We start from the raw sequence: 17,269 nt of genomic DNA, 5'->3' as shown, positions 1-17,269 counted from the left end.
GGGCATCGGCCGCTGATGTTCCGTATCGATATCCACAGCCGTGCTCATCCCGGCCCGGAGCATGGGACCATCATCTTCTGTTTTGACCGAAATACGGACAGGAATGCGCTGGACAACCTTAACCCAGTTGCCGGTGGCATTCTGCGGCGGAATAACGGAAAATTCGGCACCGGTCGCCTGGCTGACGCTCTGGACGGTCCCTTCCCAGTCCCGGTCCGGATAGGTATCGACATGGACTGTCACAGTCTGGCCAGGCTCGACATGGGTAAGATCGGTTTCTTTGAAATTGGCTTCAATCCAGATATTAGTGCTGGCGACAAGGCTCATTACCGGGCTGCTGAAAGCGCCATTGCCGACGACCTGCTGGCCGATCTGCGGCGTGTTTCCGGCAATCCCTTCGAACGGCGCGCGGACAACCGTCCGTTCGAGATCGAGGGTGGCCCGGTCCTGGGCGGCGAGCATTGCCTTGTAATGGGGATGGTCCTCGACAGCTACGTCGGGATTTCCTGCCAGCTGTGCCTTGATCTCGGAGAGTTCCTGCCGGGTGACGAGAACTTCCTGACGGGCAACATCAAGCGCATGGCTGGTCGCATCCAGCTTGCTGTGGGAAATGGCATTGGTGGTGATCAATTTGTTCTGGCGATCATATTCCTTCTTGGCGAAATTAACATTCGACTGGGCAAGGGAAAGTTCCTCCTGCTTTTGCCGGTAGGTCGCCTTGAGACCGGCAATTTCATCCCGGACGTTAGCAACACCGGCCTCTGCCTGTGACAGGGCTATCCGGTAGGTGCGATCGTCAATGCGGAAAAGAATGTCGCCCGCATTTACATGCTGGTTCTCATGCACGTCGACCTGTGAAATCAGGCCGGATACTTCGGCGGCAACCATGACCTTGTCAGCCTTGACATAGGCGTTCTCGGTGCTGACATAGCGGCCGCCAGTGAAATAGATATAGCCGCCAACAAGGATCACGATAAGCGGACCGAGTAACAGCAGACTGCGTCGTATCCAGCGCCTCCGACGCGGTGATGCAGGGTGTTTTTGCAGCCCGCGTTCGTCCTCTATCGGCGTGGCTGGCAGGGTTTCCTGCCGGGAGGAGGTGTTTGTTTGGTTATCAATTGTTTCTTGCGGCATTGGCCATTCCTTCCGTTGGGTCCATGTCATCGCCGCAAGAGCGATTTTCGGTGGCAAGAAGGTTAAGTTTCATTGAATGTAACGTTTCGACAAGTATGTCCCGGCTTGCCTTCGACAAAGTTGCCATGGCCTCTTCACGGGTTTCCGCGGCAAATAACCACATTGTTTCAAGCACAGGCGCTGCTTCCGGGGTCAGGTATAACCGGACAGCGCGGCGGTCGTCCGGATCGGGACGGCGGCAAACGAGACCGGATTCCTGCAATCGGTCGATAAGCCGCGCCAGCGTGATGGGCTGAATTTCCAGACTGTCCGCCAGCGTCACCTGATTGACACCTTCCTGACGTGACAGATAGGCGAGCGCCTGCCATTGCGCTTGCGACAGGCCAAGTTTCTGAACGCGCCGATTGAAATTTCGCCGTAAAAGCCGCGCAACGTCATTTACCAAAAAGCCGACGCTTTTATTTGGATCATCCATTAGCATTTCCGATATATACGTATTTACTTATAATATGGTACATATACTATATAGATAGATATCTACTTTTGTGCAATAGGCGGGATATGCTTATGGCAAAAAAACGCTATGGCGGGCGCGGCTCCCGCCATAGCGTTTTTCAGTCTCATCGGAAAGTGGTGGATTTATTCCCGGGCCATCTCTGCCTTGCCGACGCCGTCCCCATCCAGGGTTTGCGTCTCCATATAAACCGTGACCTTACGGAGAAACCCGTTGAATTCAAACGGTGAGGCATAGCTGCCGACCGGATTTCCGCGATCACGCCCAATATCGAGGCCCGACCAGGAGATCAGCATGAAGAATCCCAGATGACTTTCGGCAAACCCGGATTCCTCGCCGTCAATGAGCAGCGCGTAGCGGCTCTTACCCATTCCGCGACCCATTTTGGGTTTTTCTTCGCGTGTCAGGCGCTCGACTTTCAGGCCAAGCAGGTGAGGGCCGGGGGCAACAGCGCTTTCCGAGCGGACAATCACATGTTCGCCGCCGATATTCAGGTCATGGACGAGATGACCGTCTTGGAGAAATAGGCTGTATCCAGATGTCGTGTCGCCATGGGCAATTAGGACGCCATTGCCGCCCCCTTCCGGGATGTCCGCATCGGCCTCAATACGATAGTTGCGGCTGCGCAGATCCGGGGCGACGTCAGAGGGAATATGTCCCACACCGCGATGGAATACAGCCTTGCTACGGTTGCCCTGCAAGCGCTCCGCATTTTCGGCGAACCGCGGGGCAAAGCGATCATCCAGAGGCAGGACCTTGTGCTTTCGCGCCTCCTCCCACCAGGTGTCGATCATCCTTGCTAATCGGTCCGGTTCCTCTTTGGCGAGATCCCGTGTTTCGGAGAAGTCTTTATTCAGGTGATACAGCTCCCACTGGTCATTCTCAAAGGGCGTGCCCATGGGGTGAAAAGCAACGGCTTTCCATCCGTCCTGCCAAAGACCGCGATGCCCGAACATCTCAAAATATTGCGGGGTGGGGCGGGACGGGGCCTCGGCATCAAACAGACTTGTCTTGAAACTCTGCCCCTCAATGGATTGTTGCGTGACACCGTTGACGGTGCCCGGCGGATCAATCCCGAGCAAATCAAGAAGCGTTGGCACGACATCGCTGCAATGGGCGAATTGATGGCGCAACTCGCCCCGCGCGGGAATGCCGTTCGGCCACGTAAGTATCAATGGATCGCGAATCCCGCCACCGTGCGTATTCTGCTTGTATCTTTTGAGCGGGGTATTAGCTGTCATCGCCCAGCCATGAGGGAAATTTGAATGGGTGTCGGGGCCACCGATATCCTCGATACGGGCGATTTTCTCCTCCATTGACTCGGGTCGAAGATTGAACGGTCCCATTGCATTGACAAGACCGTTGCGGCCACCTTCCTGACTGGCACCATTATCCGATAGAACGAGTATGAGCGTATCGTCCATCTGGCCGGTGTGTTCCAGGAAGTCAACCAACCGGGCTATCTGGCGATCTGTATGATCCAGCATCCCGGCATAGGCGGACTGCAGCCTTGTGTACAGGCGGTGTTCGTCCTCCTTATGGTCATCCCACGCCTTGACGCCATCATTGCGTGGCGGAAGATCTGTGCCTTCGGGAACAATCCCCATCTTTTTCTGTCGGGCAAGGCGGAGGTCACGTTCCACATCCCATCCACGTTCGAAGACGGAATCATAGCTTTTGATAATATCCTTCGGCGCCTGATGGGGGGCGTGACAAGCCCCGAACGCACACCACAGCAACCAAGGGTTTTCATCGGCGCCCGCCTGATGATCGGCAAGGAAGCGAATGGACTGATCGACCAGATCCTCCGTAAGATGGTACCCCGTTGAATGGGTGCCGGGCGGATCAATGTGGCCGTTATCGGCGATCAGTTCGGGGGCATACTGGTCGGTTTCGGCGTCCAGAAATCCGTAGAACCGATCAAACCCCCGGCTTAAGGGCCAGCCATCAAACGGGCCCGTGGGACCGCTCTCGTTGAGCGGGGTTACATGCCATTTGCCAATCATGTAATTGCGATAGGCATGGGGGCGTAGCATTTCCGCGAGCGTCCCCGCCGATTTGGCGATCTTCCCGCGATACCCGGGATGCCCGCTGTCGAAGTTCGCGAGGCAGCCGACGCCGACTGAATGATGGTTCCGTCCTGTCAGCAATGCCGCCCGTGTTGTTGAGCACATGGCGGTAGTGTGAAAGCCGGTATATTTCACGCCCTGATCCGCGAGTTTGTCAATCGTCGGTGTCTTGATGGGAGAGCCATAGCAGCCGAAGTCGGAAAAGCCGACATCATCGAAAAGAACGACAAGAATATTCGGCGCGCCTTCGGGAGGGCGTGTGACGGCGGGCCACCAGGGCGTGAATTCGTCCATTGTTATTTCCTTGTTCCTCAACCCGGTCGTTATGGGGTCATTTCTTGTTATGGGCCGGTGCGCGCAAGTTTAAGAAGGGGTAATTAGATACGGACACTCCCGGTTTCAGAGACCTGCTTTTTTGTAAGCTTTGCGATATTTAACTGATGAATTTGGCTGGTGCCTTCATAGAGCCGGAACAGACGTACATCCCGGTAGAAACGTTCAATATTGCTGTAGTCGGCAACATAGCCGGAGCCGCCAAAAATCTGGACAGCCCGATCGGCGACGCGGCCGCACATCTCGGTGGCAAAATATTTACACATCGAAGCTGCCAGCGAGATGTCAACGCCTTCATCGCGCTTGCGGGCGGTATCCATGATTAACGTGCGGGCTGCGGCTATTTCTGTGTGACTGTCGGCGATCATGCCCTGAACGAGCTGAAAGTCACCAATCGCCGTGCCGAACTGTTTTCTTTCCAAGGAATGCTTTGTCGCCTCGTCGAGCATACGCATCGCCGGGCCGGTACTGAGGGCGGACAGATGGATCCGTTGCTTGTTCAACGCTTTCATCGCAGTTTTGAAGCCAACGCCTGCTTCCCCGCCCAGCAGGCATTCTGCGGGTACCCGGCAATCGTTGAAATACACCTCAGAGACCGGCGAGCCGGACTGCCCCATCATGGTATAAGCGGGCCCCACAGACAGACCGGGCGTGTTACGCTCAATAAGAAAGGCGCTGATCCCGCGGTGAGAGGGGTCGTCCGGATTTGTTCGCGCGAAAACGGTGAACAGGTCGGAAATGGGGGCATTAGTAATGAAGGCTTTCGACCCATTCAGGATGTAATCCGATCCGTCCCGTATCGCGAGGGTGGATAAGGCGGTTGCCTCCGATCCGGCCTCGCGCTCGGTAAGGGCGAAGCAGCCAACGATCTCGCCGGTCGCAAGTCGTGGTAGAAACTGCTCTTTCTGTGTGGTCGTCCCATCAACGATCAGCGATTCACTGCCGATCCCCGTATTGGTGCCAACCCGGGCGCGGAAGGCGACCGAGCAGTAGGAAAGCTCTAGGGCCATCAGAACAAGCTCTTCCGTGGTGAGCCCCGCCCCGCCATATTCTTCAGGGATGGACCAGCCAAAAAACCCTTGCTTCTTCATATCGGCCACGAGGTCTTCAGGAACTTCATTGAGGGCGGCGACCCGGTCTTCGTTTGGAATGGCGACGTTCTGCACCCAGTTTCTGACGATCTGCCGATAATGCTCTGTTGTTTCTTCGTTACGTATCATTTTTTTATTTCTTTCAGTTCGAACGGAAGGAAGAGGCAAGAGTTATGTCGATAGCAAAGCTTCCATGTCACAGAGAGCGGCATCTGTCTCAAACAGAAGCCGGTCCATAATCTCCTGGATAGTCTGTATTTTATTGAACCAGGCAATACTCTGACCAGTTGCCTCATAAATCAGGGGCTCGATCTCGTGCTCGTTGATTCCGGCGATGATATCGGCGGTTAGCACCTGTTGATACGGCATAGCCAACGGTGTCGGTGCTCCCGGACGATTCCATTCCTCCGACCAAGACGATTTGACAAGGCGGCAGGGCTTGCCGCTGTGACTCAGGGAAATCTCCGTATCAAGGCTATCTGCTTTCAACAGTTTGTTGGTGAGTGCCTCACTTAACGCATGTTCCTTGGATGTCAGCCAGGCGGTTCCAAGCCAGACCCCTTGCGCGCCAAGGGCGAAGGAAGCCGCGACATGGCGTCCGTCGCCGATCCCGCCCGCCGCCAAAACTGGAATGTCTCCAGCGACATCCACAACTTGCGGGATAAGGGAAAAGGTTCCGATCGGGCCGGTGTGTCCGCCCGCGTCATATCCTTGTGCAACGATCACATCGACGCCCGCATCCTTCGCCTTTTGTGCGTGGCGGGGGGTACCAACGAGGGAGATCGTAACTTTCCCGAAATCTTTCGCACGCTTGATCATTTCGGCCGGCATCCCGACGGCGGAGGCGAAACTGTGGGCTGCGGATTCGAGCGTTGCCGCCAACTGCTCCTCGAACAATTGCTGAGAGCGGATATGGGAGGAAAAAAAGGTCGGCTTCGTTGCGTGCGGCACATTGTATTTATCGGCAAGTTTACCAACAAATTCCTTATGTTCCCGCGGGAGACCGGCATGGCTTGCGCGGCGGTCGGTGTTATCGCCAACCGAGGTGGGAAGCATGAGGTCAATCCCGAACGGAAGATCCCCTAATTCCTCCTTCATGATCCTTGCTTCCTCAATGATTTCCTCGGGCATGCTGCGGGCCGCACCGAACACCGGATAGCCGCCCGCCCGGCCGAGGGCCACCATCACGTCGATATTATGGGCGAGACCAAAAATCGGATACTGGATACCCATTTTTTCGCAAATTGGGGAATGTAAGGCCATAATCAAGTTCCAAAGATATTAAAGAGACGCAGGTTCTCTGCAACCGACGCAAGGCGGGGGGCAAGGTCATTTTCGACGTCTTCCTTGCGCGCCCTGTAGGACGGAATACCACAGGAGATTGTCACACAAAGGCCGTCGGAGGTGCGCCCGACAGGCGCGGACATGGCATATATATTTTCCCGCCATTCGCCAAAGGCAATACAATATCCGCGTGAATTGCAGCTTTCGATGGCGCGCTCAATGCGTTCGCGGCAGCGGTCGAGAGAGCCGGGGTAGGCGACCTCAATCTCGACGTATTTATCGGCAAGTTCCTGTTCTGACAACATGGAGAGCAGTGACCGGCCGGTGGCCGTTTCGGCAACCGGCATGTTCATGCCCATTTCCGGCACATGCGGGAAATTGGTGATATCACCGGCAGTCTGAATATAGACGGTATCCGGGCCGTCAAATACGGCAAGGGAGGCGTTCCCTTTGGCAAAATCAGCGAATTCCGCCATCAGGCCAATGGCCGGGCGCCGCCATTTCATAGATGAAATGATTGGGTAGGATAGCGACAATATACCGGGCGCTAACCGAAAGCCGCCATTTGGGTCACGGCGCAGATATCGTTGAGCGATAAGGGTTTTGCACAGCCTGGACACTGTTGCCTTGTTGATGCCGAGCTGTTTGGCAATTTGCGTGTTCGTCATCGCTTCTTCGGCAAACTGGAAACACCCGAGAATTTCGAGGCCGCGAATGAGGGTAGACGAGAGCGAGCTGTCCTTTTCCTGACTTTTTGCCGCCCGGACCTGCCGCCTGTTTTCAGGCTCTGATTGTTTGATGGTCTCGCCGATCATATAATTCCCCGTTCCCGACAGGCCTCGATTTCCTCGCGGCTCATGCCCAGCAGATTTTCAAATATATTGTCATTATCGACCCCGAGACTCTTTGCTGTCCACCTGATATTCCCTGGATTTCGGGTAAATTTAGGAACCACACCCTGGAGCCGCACGGAACCGAAATCCTCGTCCAGCACAGAAACGATGGCATTGCGCGCCTGATATTGCGGGTCTTCGAAAATTTGTTCGATTGAATAAATCGGCGCGATTGTCCCCTTGGCCCGCGAGAAAGCATCCAGCACTTCTGCCAACGTATGGGAGGAAATGAAACTCCCGAAAAGTCGGTCGAGATCGACGGCATTTTGAACCCGGAGGCCATTGGTGGAAAATCGAGGATCGTCCGCGAGTTCCGGTTGGCCGATGGCGGCGGTATTTCCCCGGAACGTGGCATTCGTACTCCCCGCGAGAGACACATATTTCTTGTCGCTGGTCAGGTAGACATCCGACGGCGCGGAATATTGGTTCCGGTTGCCGCTTCGTTCCCGCACCACGCCAAGTTGGTCATACTCGATGGCTAGAAAGTCGAGCAGGCGGAAGGTTGCCTCGGTCAGGGAAAGATCAATCTCCTCCCCCTTGGCCGGCGCATCCTTCACCACCCGGAACAACGCTGCCATGATGGCCATCGCGCCAAAGACACCCCCGAATGCATCTGAAATCGGGTATCCTGTATGAACCGGGGCCCGGTCAGCGTCGCCGGTGATATGGGTCAAGCCGCCCATGGCCTCGAAAATACGAGCAAAGCCAGGCTGGTTTATATAGGGGCCGGTCTGGCCGAAGGCGGTAACGCGTAAAATAACGAGCTTTGGATTGGCTTTCCACAGAGTGTTCAGATCAAGGCCCCAGCGGTCCAGGGTGCCGGGTTTAAAATTTTCAATCAAAACGTCAAATTCCGGCAACATTTTAAGCAGAAGCTCGGCGCCTTCTTTTTTTCGCAGGTCCAGCGTCCCGAACCGCTTTCCCCGGTTTGCCGCCTTCCACCACAGGGATTTACCATCCTTGAAGGGGGGAAACCCTCTCATACCATCCCCGGCGCCTGGCAATTCCAGCTTGACCACATCCGCACCAAAATCTGCAAGCAATGTGCCGGCAAATGGCGCCGCGATAATCGTCGCTATATCAAGGATACGCAGACCTGATAGCGGTCCTTGGTGAGCGTCATTTTTCATTTAAAATTCCAGAGTTTGCATTTTAATAATGCGGCTATTGACAGAATTTGTTACTATATATAAAACAAATTAGTCAATTATAAAAATAAATAAAACATCTGGGAAAATGAATTTCAATTCTAGCGACGAAAACGAAGAAATCGTACGTCATGCAGAAGATTTTTTCGCCACTGAAATCCTGCCGCGCCATCGTGAATGGGTGCAAACCGTTTGTCGCGACGGCAAGCCCCCCTTGTTCATCAAAAACATACAGGAAAAGGCTAAATCGCAGGGGCTGTGGAACTTGGCGTTGCCCGCCCTTGCGAGGGACGAGCCGGGAACACGGCTGACAAACTTGGAATTTGCGCCGATCGCGGAAATTCTTGGTCGATTACCTTGGGGGTCAATGGCCTTTAACTGCCACGCGCCAGAGGTTCCCAACATGGTGATGTTGCAGGCGCTGGCGACACCGGCGCAAAAGGAACAATGGTTGCGCCCACTTCTGAATGCGGAAACCCGCTCCACTTTTGCGATGACGGAGCCCAATGTCGCCTCATCCGATGCCACAAACATTGAGACGCGCATTGAGGTGGATGGCGACGAGCTCGTCATTAACGGCCATAAATGGTTCGCCACCGGCGGCGCGCATCCTGACTGCTCGTTTCTTATTGTTATGGGTGTCAGCGATCCAGACGCGGGGAGAACCAGTCAGCACAGCATGGTGATTGTTCCGATCGGAACCCCGGGGCTGACGATCGTACGCGAATTGAGGTTTATGGGTTGGACGGATTACGTCGCTCCGATCGCGGAATTCAGGCTTGAGAATGTCCGGGTGCCCGCTGAAAATCTTCTGGGCATTCGCGGGCAGGGTTTCAAGGGCGCGCAGGTGCGTCTCGGTCCCGCCCGCATTCACCATTGCATGCGTTGCGTTGGTATGGCGGAGATGGTGCTGGCACAAATGGTCGCCCGGGCGCATGAGCGCAAAACCTTCGGCAAAACCATTGTCGAATACGACACAGTTCAAAAATGGATTGCAGAGGCCCGCATTGATATTGAGCAGACGCGCCTATTTATTCAGAAAGCAGCATGGATGCTGGATAACAAACCGGACCGGGAAACCTGGCGGGTGGTCTCACAGGTTAAAGTGACAACCCCGCGCATGCTGCAACGGATAACAGATCGTGCTGTCCAGCTTTTCGGGGCCATGGGCGGGATCGACGATACATTGATCCATCATGCCTTTACCTATGCCCGTTGGCTCAGAATTGGCGATGGCCCGGACGAGGTTCATCTTCGACAGATTTTCCGCACAGAACCTGTTCCAGAATGGACTATTGCGGATTGTCCCTACATAGCACCCATCGGGCCATAAACAAGGAAATAGCGGTGACATTCAGTATAAAATCTCTTGCCGTTTCAATATCTGCCGTCATTGGGGTAGCCATTGCACTTCAAGCTATTTATGTGGCCATTATTGGTGGATGGGATATAACATTTGGCCGTGCATGGATCCTTTGCGGCGCTGTAGTAGTCGCGATTTTGAGTAACTCATTGGCCTCGCACCGCCATCAGGCGAAGAGTTGGACAAATCATCTTCCTGAATGGCTTCTATGGACCATCGACATCACTTTAATTGCTGTTTTTATTGTCGGAACCCTCAAATTTATCCAGATACAGCAGCTTATCGAAGAAACGATATTCCAGTATCAGACGCTGGATATTGGTATTGCCTTAGCCGCAGTTGTTGTTCTGCTGGAAGCGACCCGGAGGCTGTTTGGCCTGCCGATTGTCATCATTGCCGCCTTTGGCATTTTATATTGTTTGTACGGTCAATTCCTGCCTGGGTTCTTGAATCATTCCGGTTTTACCCTGAACCGGTCAATGCAGACCATCTGGTATAGTTTCCAGGGCGTTTATGGAATGCCGATGGGGGTCGTGCTTCAGGTTGTCCTCATTTTCATAGTTTTCGGGGTGATCCTTGAGGGCACCGGCGCAAGTGATGCGCTCATCCGGGCCTCTGTTGCCCTGACTGGCCACACACGCGGCGGCCCAGCCCATTCCGCCGTAGTTGCCAGCGCCATCTTTGGCAGTATGTCAGGAAGCGTGACAGCAAATGTTGTCGGTACGGGCTCCTTCACCATTCCGATGATTAAGCGGCGCGGCTTTTCCCCGGCCATGGCGGGCGGGATTGAGGCGGCAGCCTCGACCGGGGGTCAGATTGTCCCCCCAGTCATGGGTGCGGCAGCCTTCCTGATGGCCGACCTCACGGGGGAGGCCTATACCACTATCTGTATTGCCGCACTGATCCCGGCGCTCTTCTATTACGGATCTCTGTTCGCTTCCATTTCCATCCAGGCAGGCGCGGACGGGATTGAACCATTACCGGCTTCCGAGCGGCCACCGCTTAACCGCATGGACTTGATGGCCTGTCTTCTTTTCATTATTCCGATCGCGGTAATCGTTTTCGTCCTCGTCATAGGTCGTTCTCCGGCGCTTGCCGGTTTCTGGGCGATTGTCGCTGCGATTCTTCTCGGTGCGCTGAACAAGAAAAACCGTGAGAACCGGAGAGTAATTTGGGAGGTCCTGAAAAAAGCCGGGCAGGCCTGTGCCTGGATCATTATTGCGGTTGGCTGTATCGGCGTAATTCTCGGCGTGTTTAACCTCACCGGGCTTGGTATATCCTTCGCTTCTGTCGTTGCGGAATTCAGTAAATTTTCACTGCTTGCCGCTTTGATGACGACCGCCCTCGCGGCGTTGGTGCTTGGCATGGGAATGCCGACACTGCCTGCCTATCTCATCATTATTCTGGTGCTCGGTCCCGTGATGCAAGGTCTGGGCGCAGAACTCCTGCCGACGCATATGTTTGTCTTTTACTTTGGGGTGCTGTCGGCCATTACCCCGCCGGTTGCCATCGGTGCCTTTGCTGCGGCCCCGATTGCCAATGCTCATCCGTTCTCGACCGCTATTGCCGCGGTCCGGCTGGCCATTGTCGGATTTATCATCCCGTTCATATTCGTTTACGAACCATCCCTGCTTCTTGTCGGAGATTTTAATATCTACAGTTTCCTCAGGGTAGCTATCAGTCTTGCCGTTGCCATCTGGCTGATTAACACTGCATTGATCGGTTTTGAGAGGGAAAAACTTAGTATTTTGGAGCGGGCAGTTCGGGGAGTTATCGGTGCCGGGCTGCTGGTTCAGGTGCCGTCGCTGCAATATGCGTTCATATTGGTGGCGATTTTATTGGTTGCGTTTGGCACCGTCAGATTTCGACGCAAGCAGCTTAACAAGTAAAATATAGCTTGAACTATTGATTTAATCGAAAGGGAGTGCGTTATGCAGGTTAAAAAAGTTCTACAATATATTGGGGGCGCGGCAATCGGAGTTAGCACGATGCTGGCGGCTGTTCAGACGGCATCGTCTGCAGATAGCTTTAAGATGGCGTCGCTGGGAGCGGCGTCACCAACCACGACTTTCTCTATCTCCGCGATCGAGATATTGAAGAAAGAGTATGATTATCATATCCAGCTTTCAACGGGTGCCCCCGCGAACCGCCAGGCAGTCGATGCCGCGAAAAAGGATCTCGATCTGTTTGTGACCGCCGTTTCAATCAACCATTTTATGAAGAATGGCCTGAAAATGTATGCGAAGATGGATGGAGCCAAAGAGCTTTTCACCAACCTTCGCGGTATTCTTAATTACCCTCTCGGACCATACCAGGGCGTCACCTGGGCCGATTCCGGAATTAAATCCATGGACGATTTGAAGGGCAAGCGTATATTTACCGGCCCGCCTTCGGGGGCAGCGCGAACGGTTGTTCAGCAGATCATTAAAGGCACGACAGGGTATGAGCCAAAAAAGGATTATGAGGAAGTTAATCTGGACTGGAGTTCTGCATTGCAGGCGTTCCAGGATAGGCAGGTTGATGTGTATTTCGTGCCGACATCCATTCCCAGCCCGCAAATTACTCAACTGGCAACAATCGGTAAAATCCGCGTCCTCGGTATTCCGGATTCTGCTCTCGATTCGGATGGTATGAAGGCGGCGACAAGCGTTGCTGGTCGTGCCTTTTTTACGCTGCCAAAAGGCCAGTATAAAAACCTCGTCAATGAAACGGATGTCCGTGTTCTGGGCTCAATTGTCGGACTTGGCACCAATAAATGGATGAGCGAAGAAGACGCCTATAATATAACCAAAGGGATTTTCACCCATAACGCGGAGCTTGCGCAAGGGGCGGCCTGGATGAAGTCGATCACACCGGAAACCGGTCTCCAGCAGATGAATACCCCGTTGCACATCGGCGCCTATAAATACTATAAGGAGGTTGGTATTGACGTTCCGGAAGAGCTTATCCCGCCGGAAGCAAAGTAATATTCTACGACGATTATGCCGCCATCCTTATTTGGATGGCGACATTTTTTTTGCCACAGAAAAGCGAGGCGTTATAATGCAGGCACTCATTTGCAGCGATTTCGGCGGACCCGAGACTCTTGCTGTCACGGAGATTGATATTCCACAGCCGTCTGACGGTGATGTGCTGATAAAGGTTATCGCCGCGGGCCTGTCCTTTGTTGACGTCATGATATGCCGCAACCTGCACCAGAACAAACATGAGCTCCCGTTTTCCCCGGGTAAGGAAATTACCGGCAAAATCATGGCTTTAGGAAAATCCGTGGAAGGATTCAAGGTTGGCGACAGGGTTGCCGCCCTTGTTTCTGACGGAGGCCATGCAGAATATGCGGTTGCCAAACCGTCGGAGGTTTTTTTGCTGCCGGAAAATTGTGATCCGGTCCAGACAGCGGCAGTACTGTCCGTTGCCTTGACATCACAGGTCGCTCTGCAGGTAAAAGGCCGCGTACAGCGCGGTGAAACCGTTCTGGTCGGCGGCGGTGCAGGGGGGGTCGGCCTGACCGCAATCCAGCTTGCCAAATACCATGGGGCCCGGGTGATTGCCGCCGTCAGTACCGCCGAACGCGCGGAGGCCTGCAAAGCCGCGGGTGCCGATGCGGCGGTTATATATAGTCCCAATTTGCGCGATGACGTGCGGGCCGCCAACGACGGCCGTGATATGGATATCATTCTCGATCCCGTCGGCGGGGCGTTTGCCGAGCAGGCGGCCAACTGCCTTGATTGGGACGGACGGTATCTTGTTATCGGATTTGCTGGAGGTGGCATCCCGACCTTTGCCGCCAACCGCCTGCTTGTTAAAAACAGGTCGGTACATGGTGTTATACTGGGGTTTTACCGCTGGCAAAAGCCTGACATTCTCAAGGAAATGGCAGCGGTTGTTCTGGGGGCGATTGAAAAAGGTGCGCTTAATGTGCCAATTGTCCACATTGACGACCTTGCGGATGTTCCCGCTGCCCTCGCTCAAATTGAAAACCGGCAAATGATCGGCAAAGCCGTTGTAACGTTCGCCTAAGCGTAAGGTCAGGCGGCTTTTCGCGCATTGGCGCGGAGTTTATCAAGCGCCGACGATGCCAGAGCAAACCGCTCCCCGTAGCTATTTGCTAGCTCTGCTGCCCGCTTGGCAAAGGCATCTATCCCGACGCCATGGACAAACTGGAGCGCACCCCCGGTATGGGCCGGAAAGCCAATACCGAAAATCGATCCGATATTCGCCTCAACCTCGTTTCGTAACACGCCTTCGTCATAACAGCGGACGGTCTCGATGACCTGGCGATAGATAATCCTGTCCTCGATATCTTGCAGGGGGACGGCACTGTTCCTCTGCATGAACTGCTCGACGCCGCGCCAGAGGGTTTTGCTGCCATCCGCATGATAGTCATAAAAGCCGCCGCCATATTGACGGCCACCCCGCTGCATATCGACCATTTTATGGTTGACGGCGGCGGTCGCACTGTAATCGGCCGGAAACCCGTTTGTCACCCCGAGGCGCTTATCAAGCACCTCATGGGTCTCGGATACTTTTTTCTGAAGGACGAGGCTCACCTCATCGGAGACGGCGAGGGGACCGACCGGCATGCCGACCTTCCACGCGGCGCGCTCAATCACGACCGGATCGACCCCGTCGAGAATGAGGCGGGCGCCTTCATCCGCGAAAGTGCCGAAAACGCGGAACGTAAAAAACCCGCGGCTATCATTGACGATAATCGGGAGCTTGCCGATCTGCAGGACGTAATCATAGGCCTTGCGGCGCGTCTGATCGCTTGTCTTGTCGCCGACGATAAGCTCGACCAGCTGCATTTTATCGACTGGCGAGAAGAAATGGATGCCGATAAACCGGCTTGGGTCCGGGCAGGATTGCGCCAGCAGGGAAATCGGCAGGGTTGAGGTGTTCGAACCGTAAATGCCATTCTCGCCGAGTTGTTTAAAGGTCTCGGGAATAACCTTTTCCTTGAGTTCTATGTCCTCGAAAACCGCCTCGATAATAATGTCCGATCCTGCGAAGTCGGCGTCGTCAGAGGTGGGAACAATCCGCTCCAGCAGGCTTGTCTCGTCCGCTTCCGTCATCTGCCCGCGCTTTATCCGCTTGTCGGCAATTGTCTTGGAATAGTCTTTTCCCTTTTCTGCTTTTTCTAATTCCATATCTTTCAGGAAAACCGGCAGCTTGCGGGAAGCATGGGCCCAGGCGATACCGGCCCCCATCATGCCGGCGCCGAGAATAGCGGAACTCGATGCTGTCCAACGATCCCCCTCCGGGCGGAGCTTTCCATTTTTCAGTCCATTTAGTCCGAAAAAGAAGGTCGCGATCGCCGCTTTTGCCTGCGGTGTGGTGACAAGGCCGCAGAAAGCGCGGCTTTCATTACGGAGCGCACTGTCAAACCCCATGCGCATAGAGTTTACGGCAACATCCAGAATTTTTTCCGGTGCTGGCATCAGCCCGCGCGTGCGCTTCATTAACATGGTTGGGGCAACGGTGGCGGTCATGCGAATATGGGGCGCGTCAGCATTACCGCCGGGATACTTAAATCCCTTTTGATCCCAAGGCTGCAGGCTTTTATCCGGGTTGGCCTTGATCCAGGCTTTCGCTGTCGGAACCAGATCCTCTATCGTTCCGACGATTTCATCGACCATGCCGTCAGCCAAAGCTTCCGCCGGTTTCGCTGTCTTCCCTTCAAGTAATCGCGGCAACGCCTTTTCCAGGCCCAGCAATGCCGTCAAGCGGACAACACCACCCGCTGCAGGTAACAGGCCGAGAGTAACCTCGGGTAAGCCGACAATGGCTCTCGGGTCATCGACGACGATACGATGATTGCAGGCAAGACAGATTTCATAGCCACCGCCGAGGGCAGCCCCGTTTATCGCCGCGACCACAGGAACGGGCAGTTTTTCAAGACGTCGGAAATAACCTTTCAAAGTCTCGATAAACGTGAAATAGGCAGACTTGTCATCTCCTCCCGACAGGATGGAATTGAGATCCGCCCCGGCAAAAAAGGTTTTCTTGGCGGAGGCGAAAACAACGCCCGTCAATCCATCTTCCGCCTCAAGCTGGTCTAAAGTCTCGGTGATATACTCTTCATAAGCGGAGCTCATGGTGTTCGCGGATTGACCTGGCATATCCATGACGATAGTAACAATGCCGTCGCTGTCTTTTTCGTAGTTAAATCCTGACATATCCGGGCCTCCTATACGCGTTCGATGATTGAGGCAATGCCCATGCCGCCGCCGACGCACATACACATCAGGGCGCGCTTCAGGTTGCGGCGTTCCAGCTCGTCCAGCATTGTTGAGACAAGGCATCCCCCCGTCGCGCCGAGCGGATGTCCCATGGCAATCGCGCCGCCCACCACATTCAGCTTTTCGTCGGGGACATTGAGATCTCTTTGCAGGCGCAGGGCAACCGAGGCGAAGGCCTCGTTAATCTCGACGAGATCAATATCATCAATGGTCAGGCCCGCCTTTTCAAGCGCCTTTCTGGAGGCAGGGCCGGGCCCCGTCAGCATGATGGTGGGATCGGTCCCGGTGAGGGCAATCGAGATCACGCGGCCGCGCGGCGTCAGGTTCAATTCCCTGCCGATTTTTTCATTACCTACGAGGATCAGCGAAGCGCCGTCGACGATGCCGGAGGAATTACCGGGCGTATGAACATGATTGATCCGCTCCACATGGGGATAACGGGCGAGGGCCACGGCGTCATATCCGAGAGCCCCGGGGCCGACGAAACTCGCCTTCAGACTGCCCAGAGTCTGCATATCCGTATTCGGCTTGATAAAGTCGTCCCGCTCGAGAATGATGAGGCCGTTTTCGTCCCGGACAGGAACCACCGATTTATCGAACCAACCGCTGTCGCGGGCCTTGGCAGCGAGTTTCTGGCTGCGGATGGCAAATTCATCCACATCGTCACGGGACCAGCCTTCAATTGTCGCGAGAAGATCAGCGCCGATGCCCTGCGGCACAAACCCCGTCTGGATGACCGTTTCCGGATCTTCAGCAAACGGGCCGCCGTCACTTCCCATGGGAACCCGGCTCATGCTTTCATAGCCACCGGCGCAGACGAGATCTTCCCAGCCGCTGGCGACCTTTGCCGCGGCGGTATTGAAGGTATCAAGGCCGGAAGCGCAGAAGCGGTTGACCTGGGCGCCGGGAACGCTGACATCCCACCCGGCAACCTGCAGGGCGACCTTGGGCAGGACAGCTCCCTGCTCCTTTACCGGCATGACGCAGCCCAGTAATACGTCATCGACGCGGGACGTGTCGAGATCGTGGCGCTGCTGCATTTCGTTTAACAGCGTTGTCACCAGATGGATTGGCTTGACTTCGTTCAGGGTCCCGTCTGCCTTTCCTTTTGAACGTGGGGTCCGGATTGCATCATAGATATAGGCGGCTTCTGTCATTGCCATTCTCCTGGTCGGGAACTCTGCCGGGGTCAATATTTTGCTGG

Annotated in this window: 13 protein-coding genes; 4 read left to right on the top strand and 9 right to left on the bottom strand. The window is 54.8% G+C overall.

Annotated elements, in window-relative coordinates:
• The 7 genes from ACESNI_RS18375 to ACESNI_RS18345 form a co-directional block, all read right to left on the bottom strand.
• Nucleotides 1-1,134: HlyD family secretion protein (locus ACESNI_RS18375; protein WP_373089732.1), on the bottom strand; the 1,134-nt coding region annotated here is incomplete at its 3' end.
• Nucleotides 1,115-1,609, bottom strand: coding sequence for a MarR family winged helix-turn-helix transcriptional regulator (locus ACESNI_RS18370; RefSeq protein ID WP_373089730.1), 495 nt, complete (start codon nt 1,607-1,609; stop codon nt 1,115-1,117). The genes ACESNI_RS18375 and ACESNI_RS18370, both read right to left, overlap by 20 nt.
• 164 nt (nt 1,610-1,773) lie before the next feature.
• Nucleotides 1,774-4,011, bottom strand: coding sequence for an arylsulfatase (locus tag ACESNI_RS18365; RefSeq protein WP_373089728.1), 2,238 nt, complete (start codon nt 4,009-4,011; stop codon nt 1,774-1,776).
• Nucleotides 4,012-4,094: 83 nt separating this feature from the next.
• Nucleotides 4,095-5,270 (bottom strand): acyl-CoA dehydrogenase family protein, encoded by a 1,176-nt coding sequence (locus ACESNI_RS18360; protein ID WP_373089725.1) that lies wholly within the window; start codon nt 5,268-5,270, stop codon nt 4,095-4,097.
• Between the two features lie 42 nt (nt 5,271-5,312).
• Nucleotides 5,313-6,404: an NAD(P)H-dependent flavin oxidoreductase gene (locus ACESNI_RS18355; protein ID WP_373089723.1), complete on the bottom strand. Its 1,092-nt coding sequence runs from the start codon at nt 6,402-6,404 to the stop codon at nt 5,313-5,315.
• 2 nt (nt 6,405-6,406) lie between these two features.
• On the bottom strand, nt 6,407-7,240 hold the full coding sequence (locus ACESNI_RS18350) for an IclR family transcriptional regulator (protein WP_373089721.1): 834 nt from the start codon (nt 7,238-7,240) through the stop codon (nt 6,407-6,409).
• Nucleotides 7,237-8,448, bottom strand: coding sequence for a CaiB/BaiF CoA transferase family protein (locus ACESNI_RS18345; protein WP_373089719.1), 1,212 nt, complete (start codon nt 8,446-8,448; stop codon nt 7,237-7,239). The genes ACESNI_RS18350 and ACESNI_RS18345 overlap by 4 nt, the downstream gene beginning before the upstream one ends.
• A 106-nt stretch (nt 8,449-8,554) precedes the next feature.
• On the opposite strand from ACESNI_RS18345, the gene ACESNI_RS18340 reads away from it, so the two are divergent.
• The 4 genes from ACESNI_RS18340 to ACESNI_RS18325 all read left to right on the top strand — a co-directional run bounded on the left by ACESNI_RS18340 (nt 8,555) and on the right by ACESNI_RS18325 (nt 13,846).
• The gene (locus ACESNI_RS18340) at nt 8,555-9,799 is read left to right on the top strand and encodes an acyl-CoA dehydrogenase family protein (protein ID WP_373089717.1); all 1,245 of its coding nucleotides are present in this window, start codon (nt 8,555-8,557) and stop codon (nt 9,797-9,799) included.
• A 14-nt stretch (nt 9,800-9,813) separates the two neighbouring features.
• The gene (locus ACESNI_RS18335; protein WP_373089715.1) at nt 9,814-11,718 is read left to right on the top strand and encodes a TRAP transporter permease; all 1,905 of its coding nucleotides are present in this window, start codon (nt 9,814-9,816) and stop codon (nt 11,716-11,718) included.
• A 42-nt stretch (nt 11,719-11,760) separates the two neighbouring features.
• A complete protein-coding gene (locus ACESNI_RS18330; protein WP_373089713.1) occupies nt 11,761-12,795 on the top strand; it encodes a TAXI family TRAP transporter solute-binding subunit in 1,035 nt (344 codons plus the stop codon).
• A 76-nt stretch (nt 12,796-12,871) separates the two neighbouring features.
• Nucleotides 12,872-13,846 (top strand): NADPH:quinone oxidoreductase family protein, encoded by a 975-nt coding sequence (locus tag ACESNI_RS18325; protein ID WP_373089711.1) that lies wholly within the window; start codon nt 12,872-12,874, stop codon nt 13,844-13,846.
• 8 nt (nt 13,847-13,854) lie between these two features.
• Here ACESNI_RS18325 and ACESNI_RS18320 read toward each other — a convergent pair whose 3' ends face one another.
• Together ACESNI_RS18320 and ACESNI_RS18315 are read right to left on the bottom strand one after the other, a co-directional pair.
• On the bottom strand, nt 13,855-16,002 hold the full coding sequence (locus ACESNI_RS18320; protein WP_373089709.1) for a 3-hydroxyacyl-CoA dehydrogenase NAD-binding domain-containing protein: 2,148 nt from the start codon (nt 16,000-16,002) through the stop codon (nt 13,855-13,857).
• An 11-nt stretch (nt 16,003-16,013) separates the two neighbouring features.
• Nucleotides 16,014-17,222 carry an acetyl-CoA C-acetyltransferase gene (locus ACESNI_RS18315; protein ID WP_373089707.1) on the bottom strand — a complete coding sequence of 403 codons (1,209 nt, stop codon included), beginning with the start codon at nt 17,220-17,222 and terminating at the stop codon, nt 16,014-16,016.
• Nucleotides 17,223-17,269 lie beyond the last annotated feature (47 nt).

Source organism: Sneathiella sp. (assembly GCF_041689005.1).
Classification (GTDB): Bacteria; Pseudomonadota; Alphaproteobacteria; order Sneathiellales; family Sneathiellaceae; genus Sneathiella.
The sequence above is the reverse complement of the archived record's forward strand: the minus strand, read 5'-3'. Positions and strand labels throughout refer to the sequence as shown.

Bases quoted from the DNA above. Each gene is read 5' to 3' on its own strand.
- ACESNI_RS18325 (WP_373089711.1), top strand. From the start codon at position 12,872: ATGCAGGCACTCATTTGCAGCGATTTCGGCGGACCCGAGACTCTTGCT.
- ACESNI_RS18365 (WP_373089728.1), bottom strand. From the start codon at position 4,011: ATGGACGAATTCACGCCCTGGTGGCCCGCCGTCACACGCCCTCCCGAA.
- ACESNI_RS18320 (WP_373089709.1), bottom strand. From the start codon at position 16,002: ATGTCAGGATTTAACTACGAAAAAGACAGCGACGGCATTGTTACTATC.
- ACESNI_RS18355 (WP_373089723.1), bottom strand. From the start codon at position 6,404: ATGGCCTTACATTCCCCAATTTGCGAAAAAATGGGTATCCAGTATCCG.
- ACESNI_RS18330 (WP_373089713.1), top strand. From the start codon at position 11,761: ATGCAGGTTAAAAAAGTTCTACAATATATTGGGGGCGCGGCAATCGGA.
- ACESNI_RS18345 (WP_373089719.1), bottom strand. From the start codon at position 8,448: ATGAAAAATGACGCTCACCAAGGACCGCTATCAGGTCTGCGTATCCTT.
- ACESNI_RS18370 (WP_373089730.1), bottom strand. From the start codon at position 1,609: ATGGATGATCCAAATAAAAGCGTCGGCTTTTTGGTAAATGACGTTGCG.
- ACESNI_RS18315 (WP_373089707.1), bottom strand. From the start codon at position 17,222: ATGACAGAAGCCGCCTATATCTATGATGCAATCCGGACCCCACGTTCA.
- ACESNI_RS18340 (WP_373089717.1), top strand. From the start codon at position 8,555: ATGAATTTCAATTCTAGCGACGAAAACGAAGAAATCGTACGTCATGCA.
- ACESNI_RS18350 (WP_373089721.1), bottom strand. From the start codon at position 7,240: ATGATCGGCGAGACCATCAAACAATCAGAGCCTGAAAACAGGCGGCAG.
- ACESNI_RS18360 (WP_373089725.1), bottom strand. From the start codon at position 5,270: ATGATACGTAACGAAGAAACAACAGAGCATTATCGGCAGATCGTCAGA.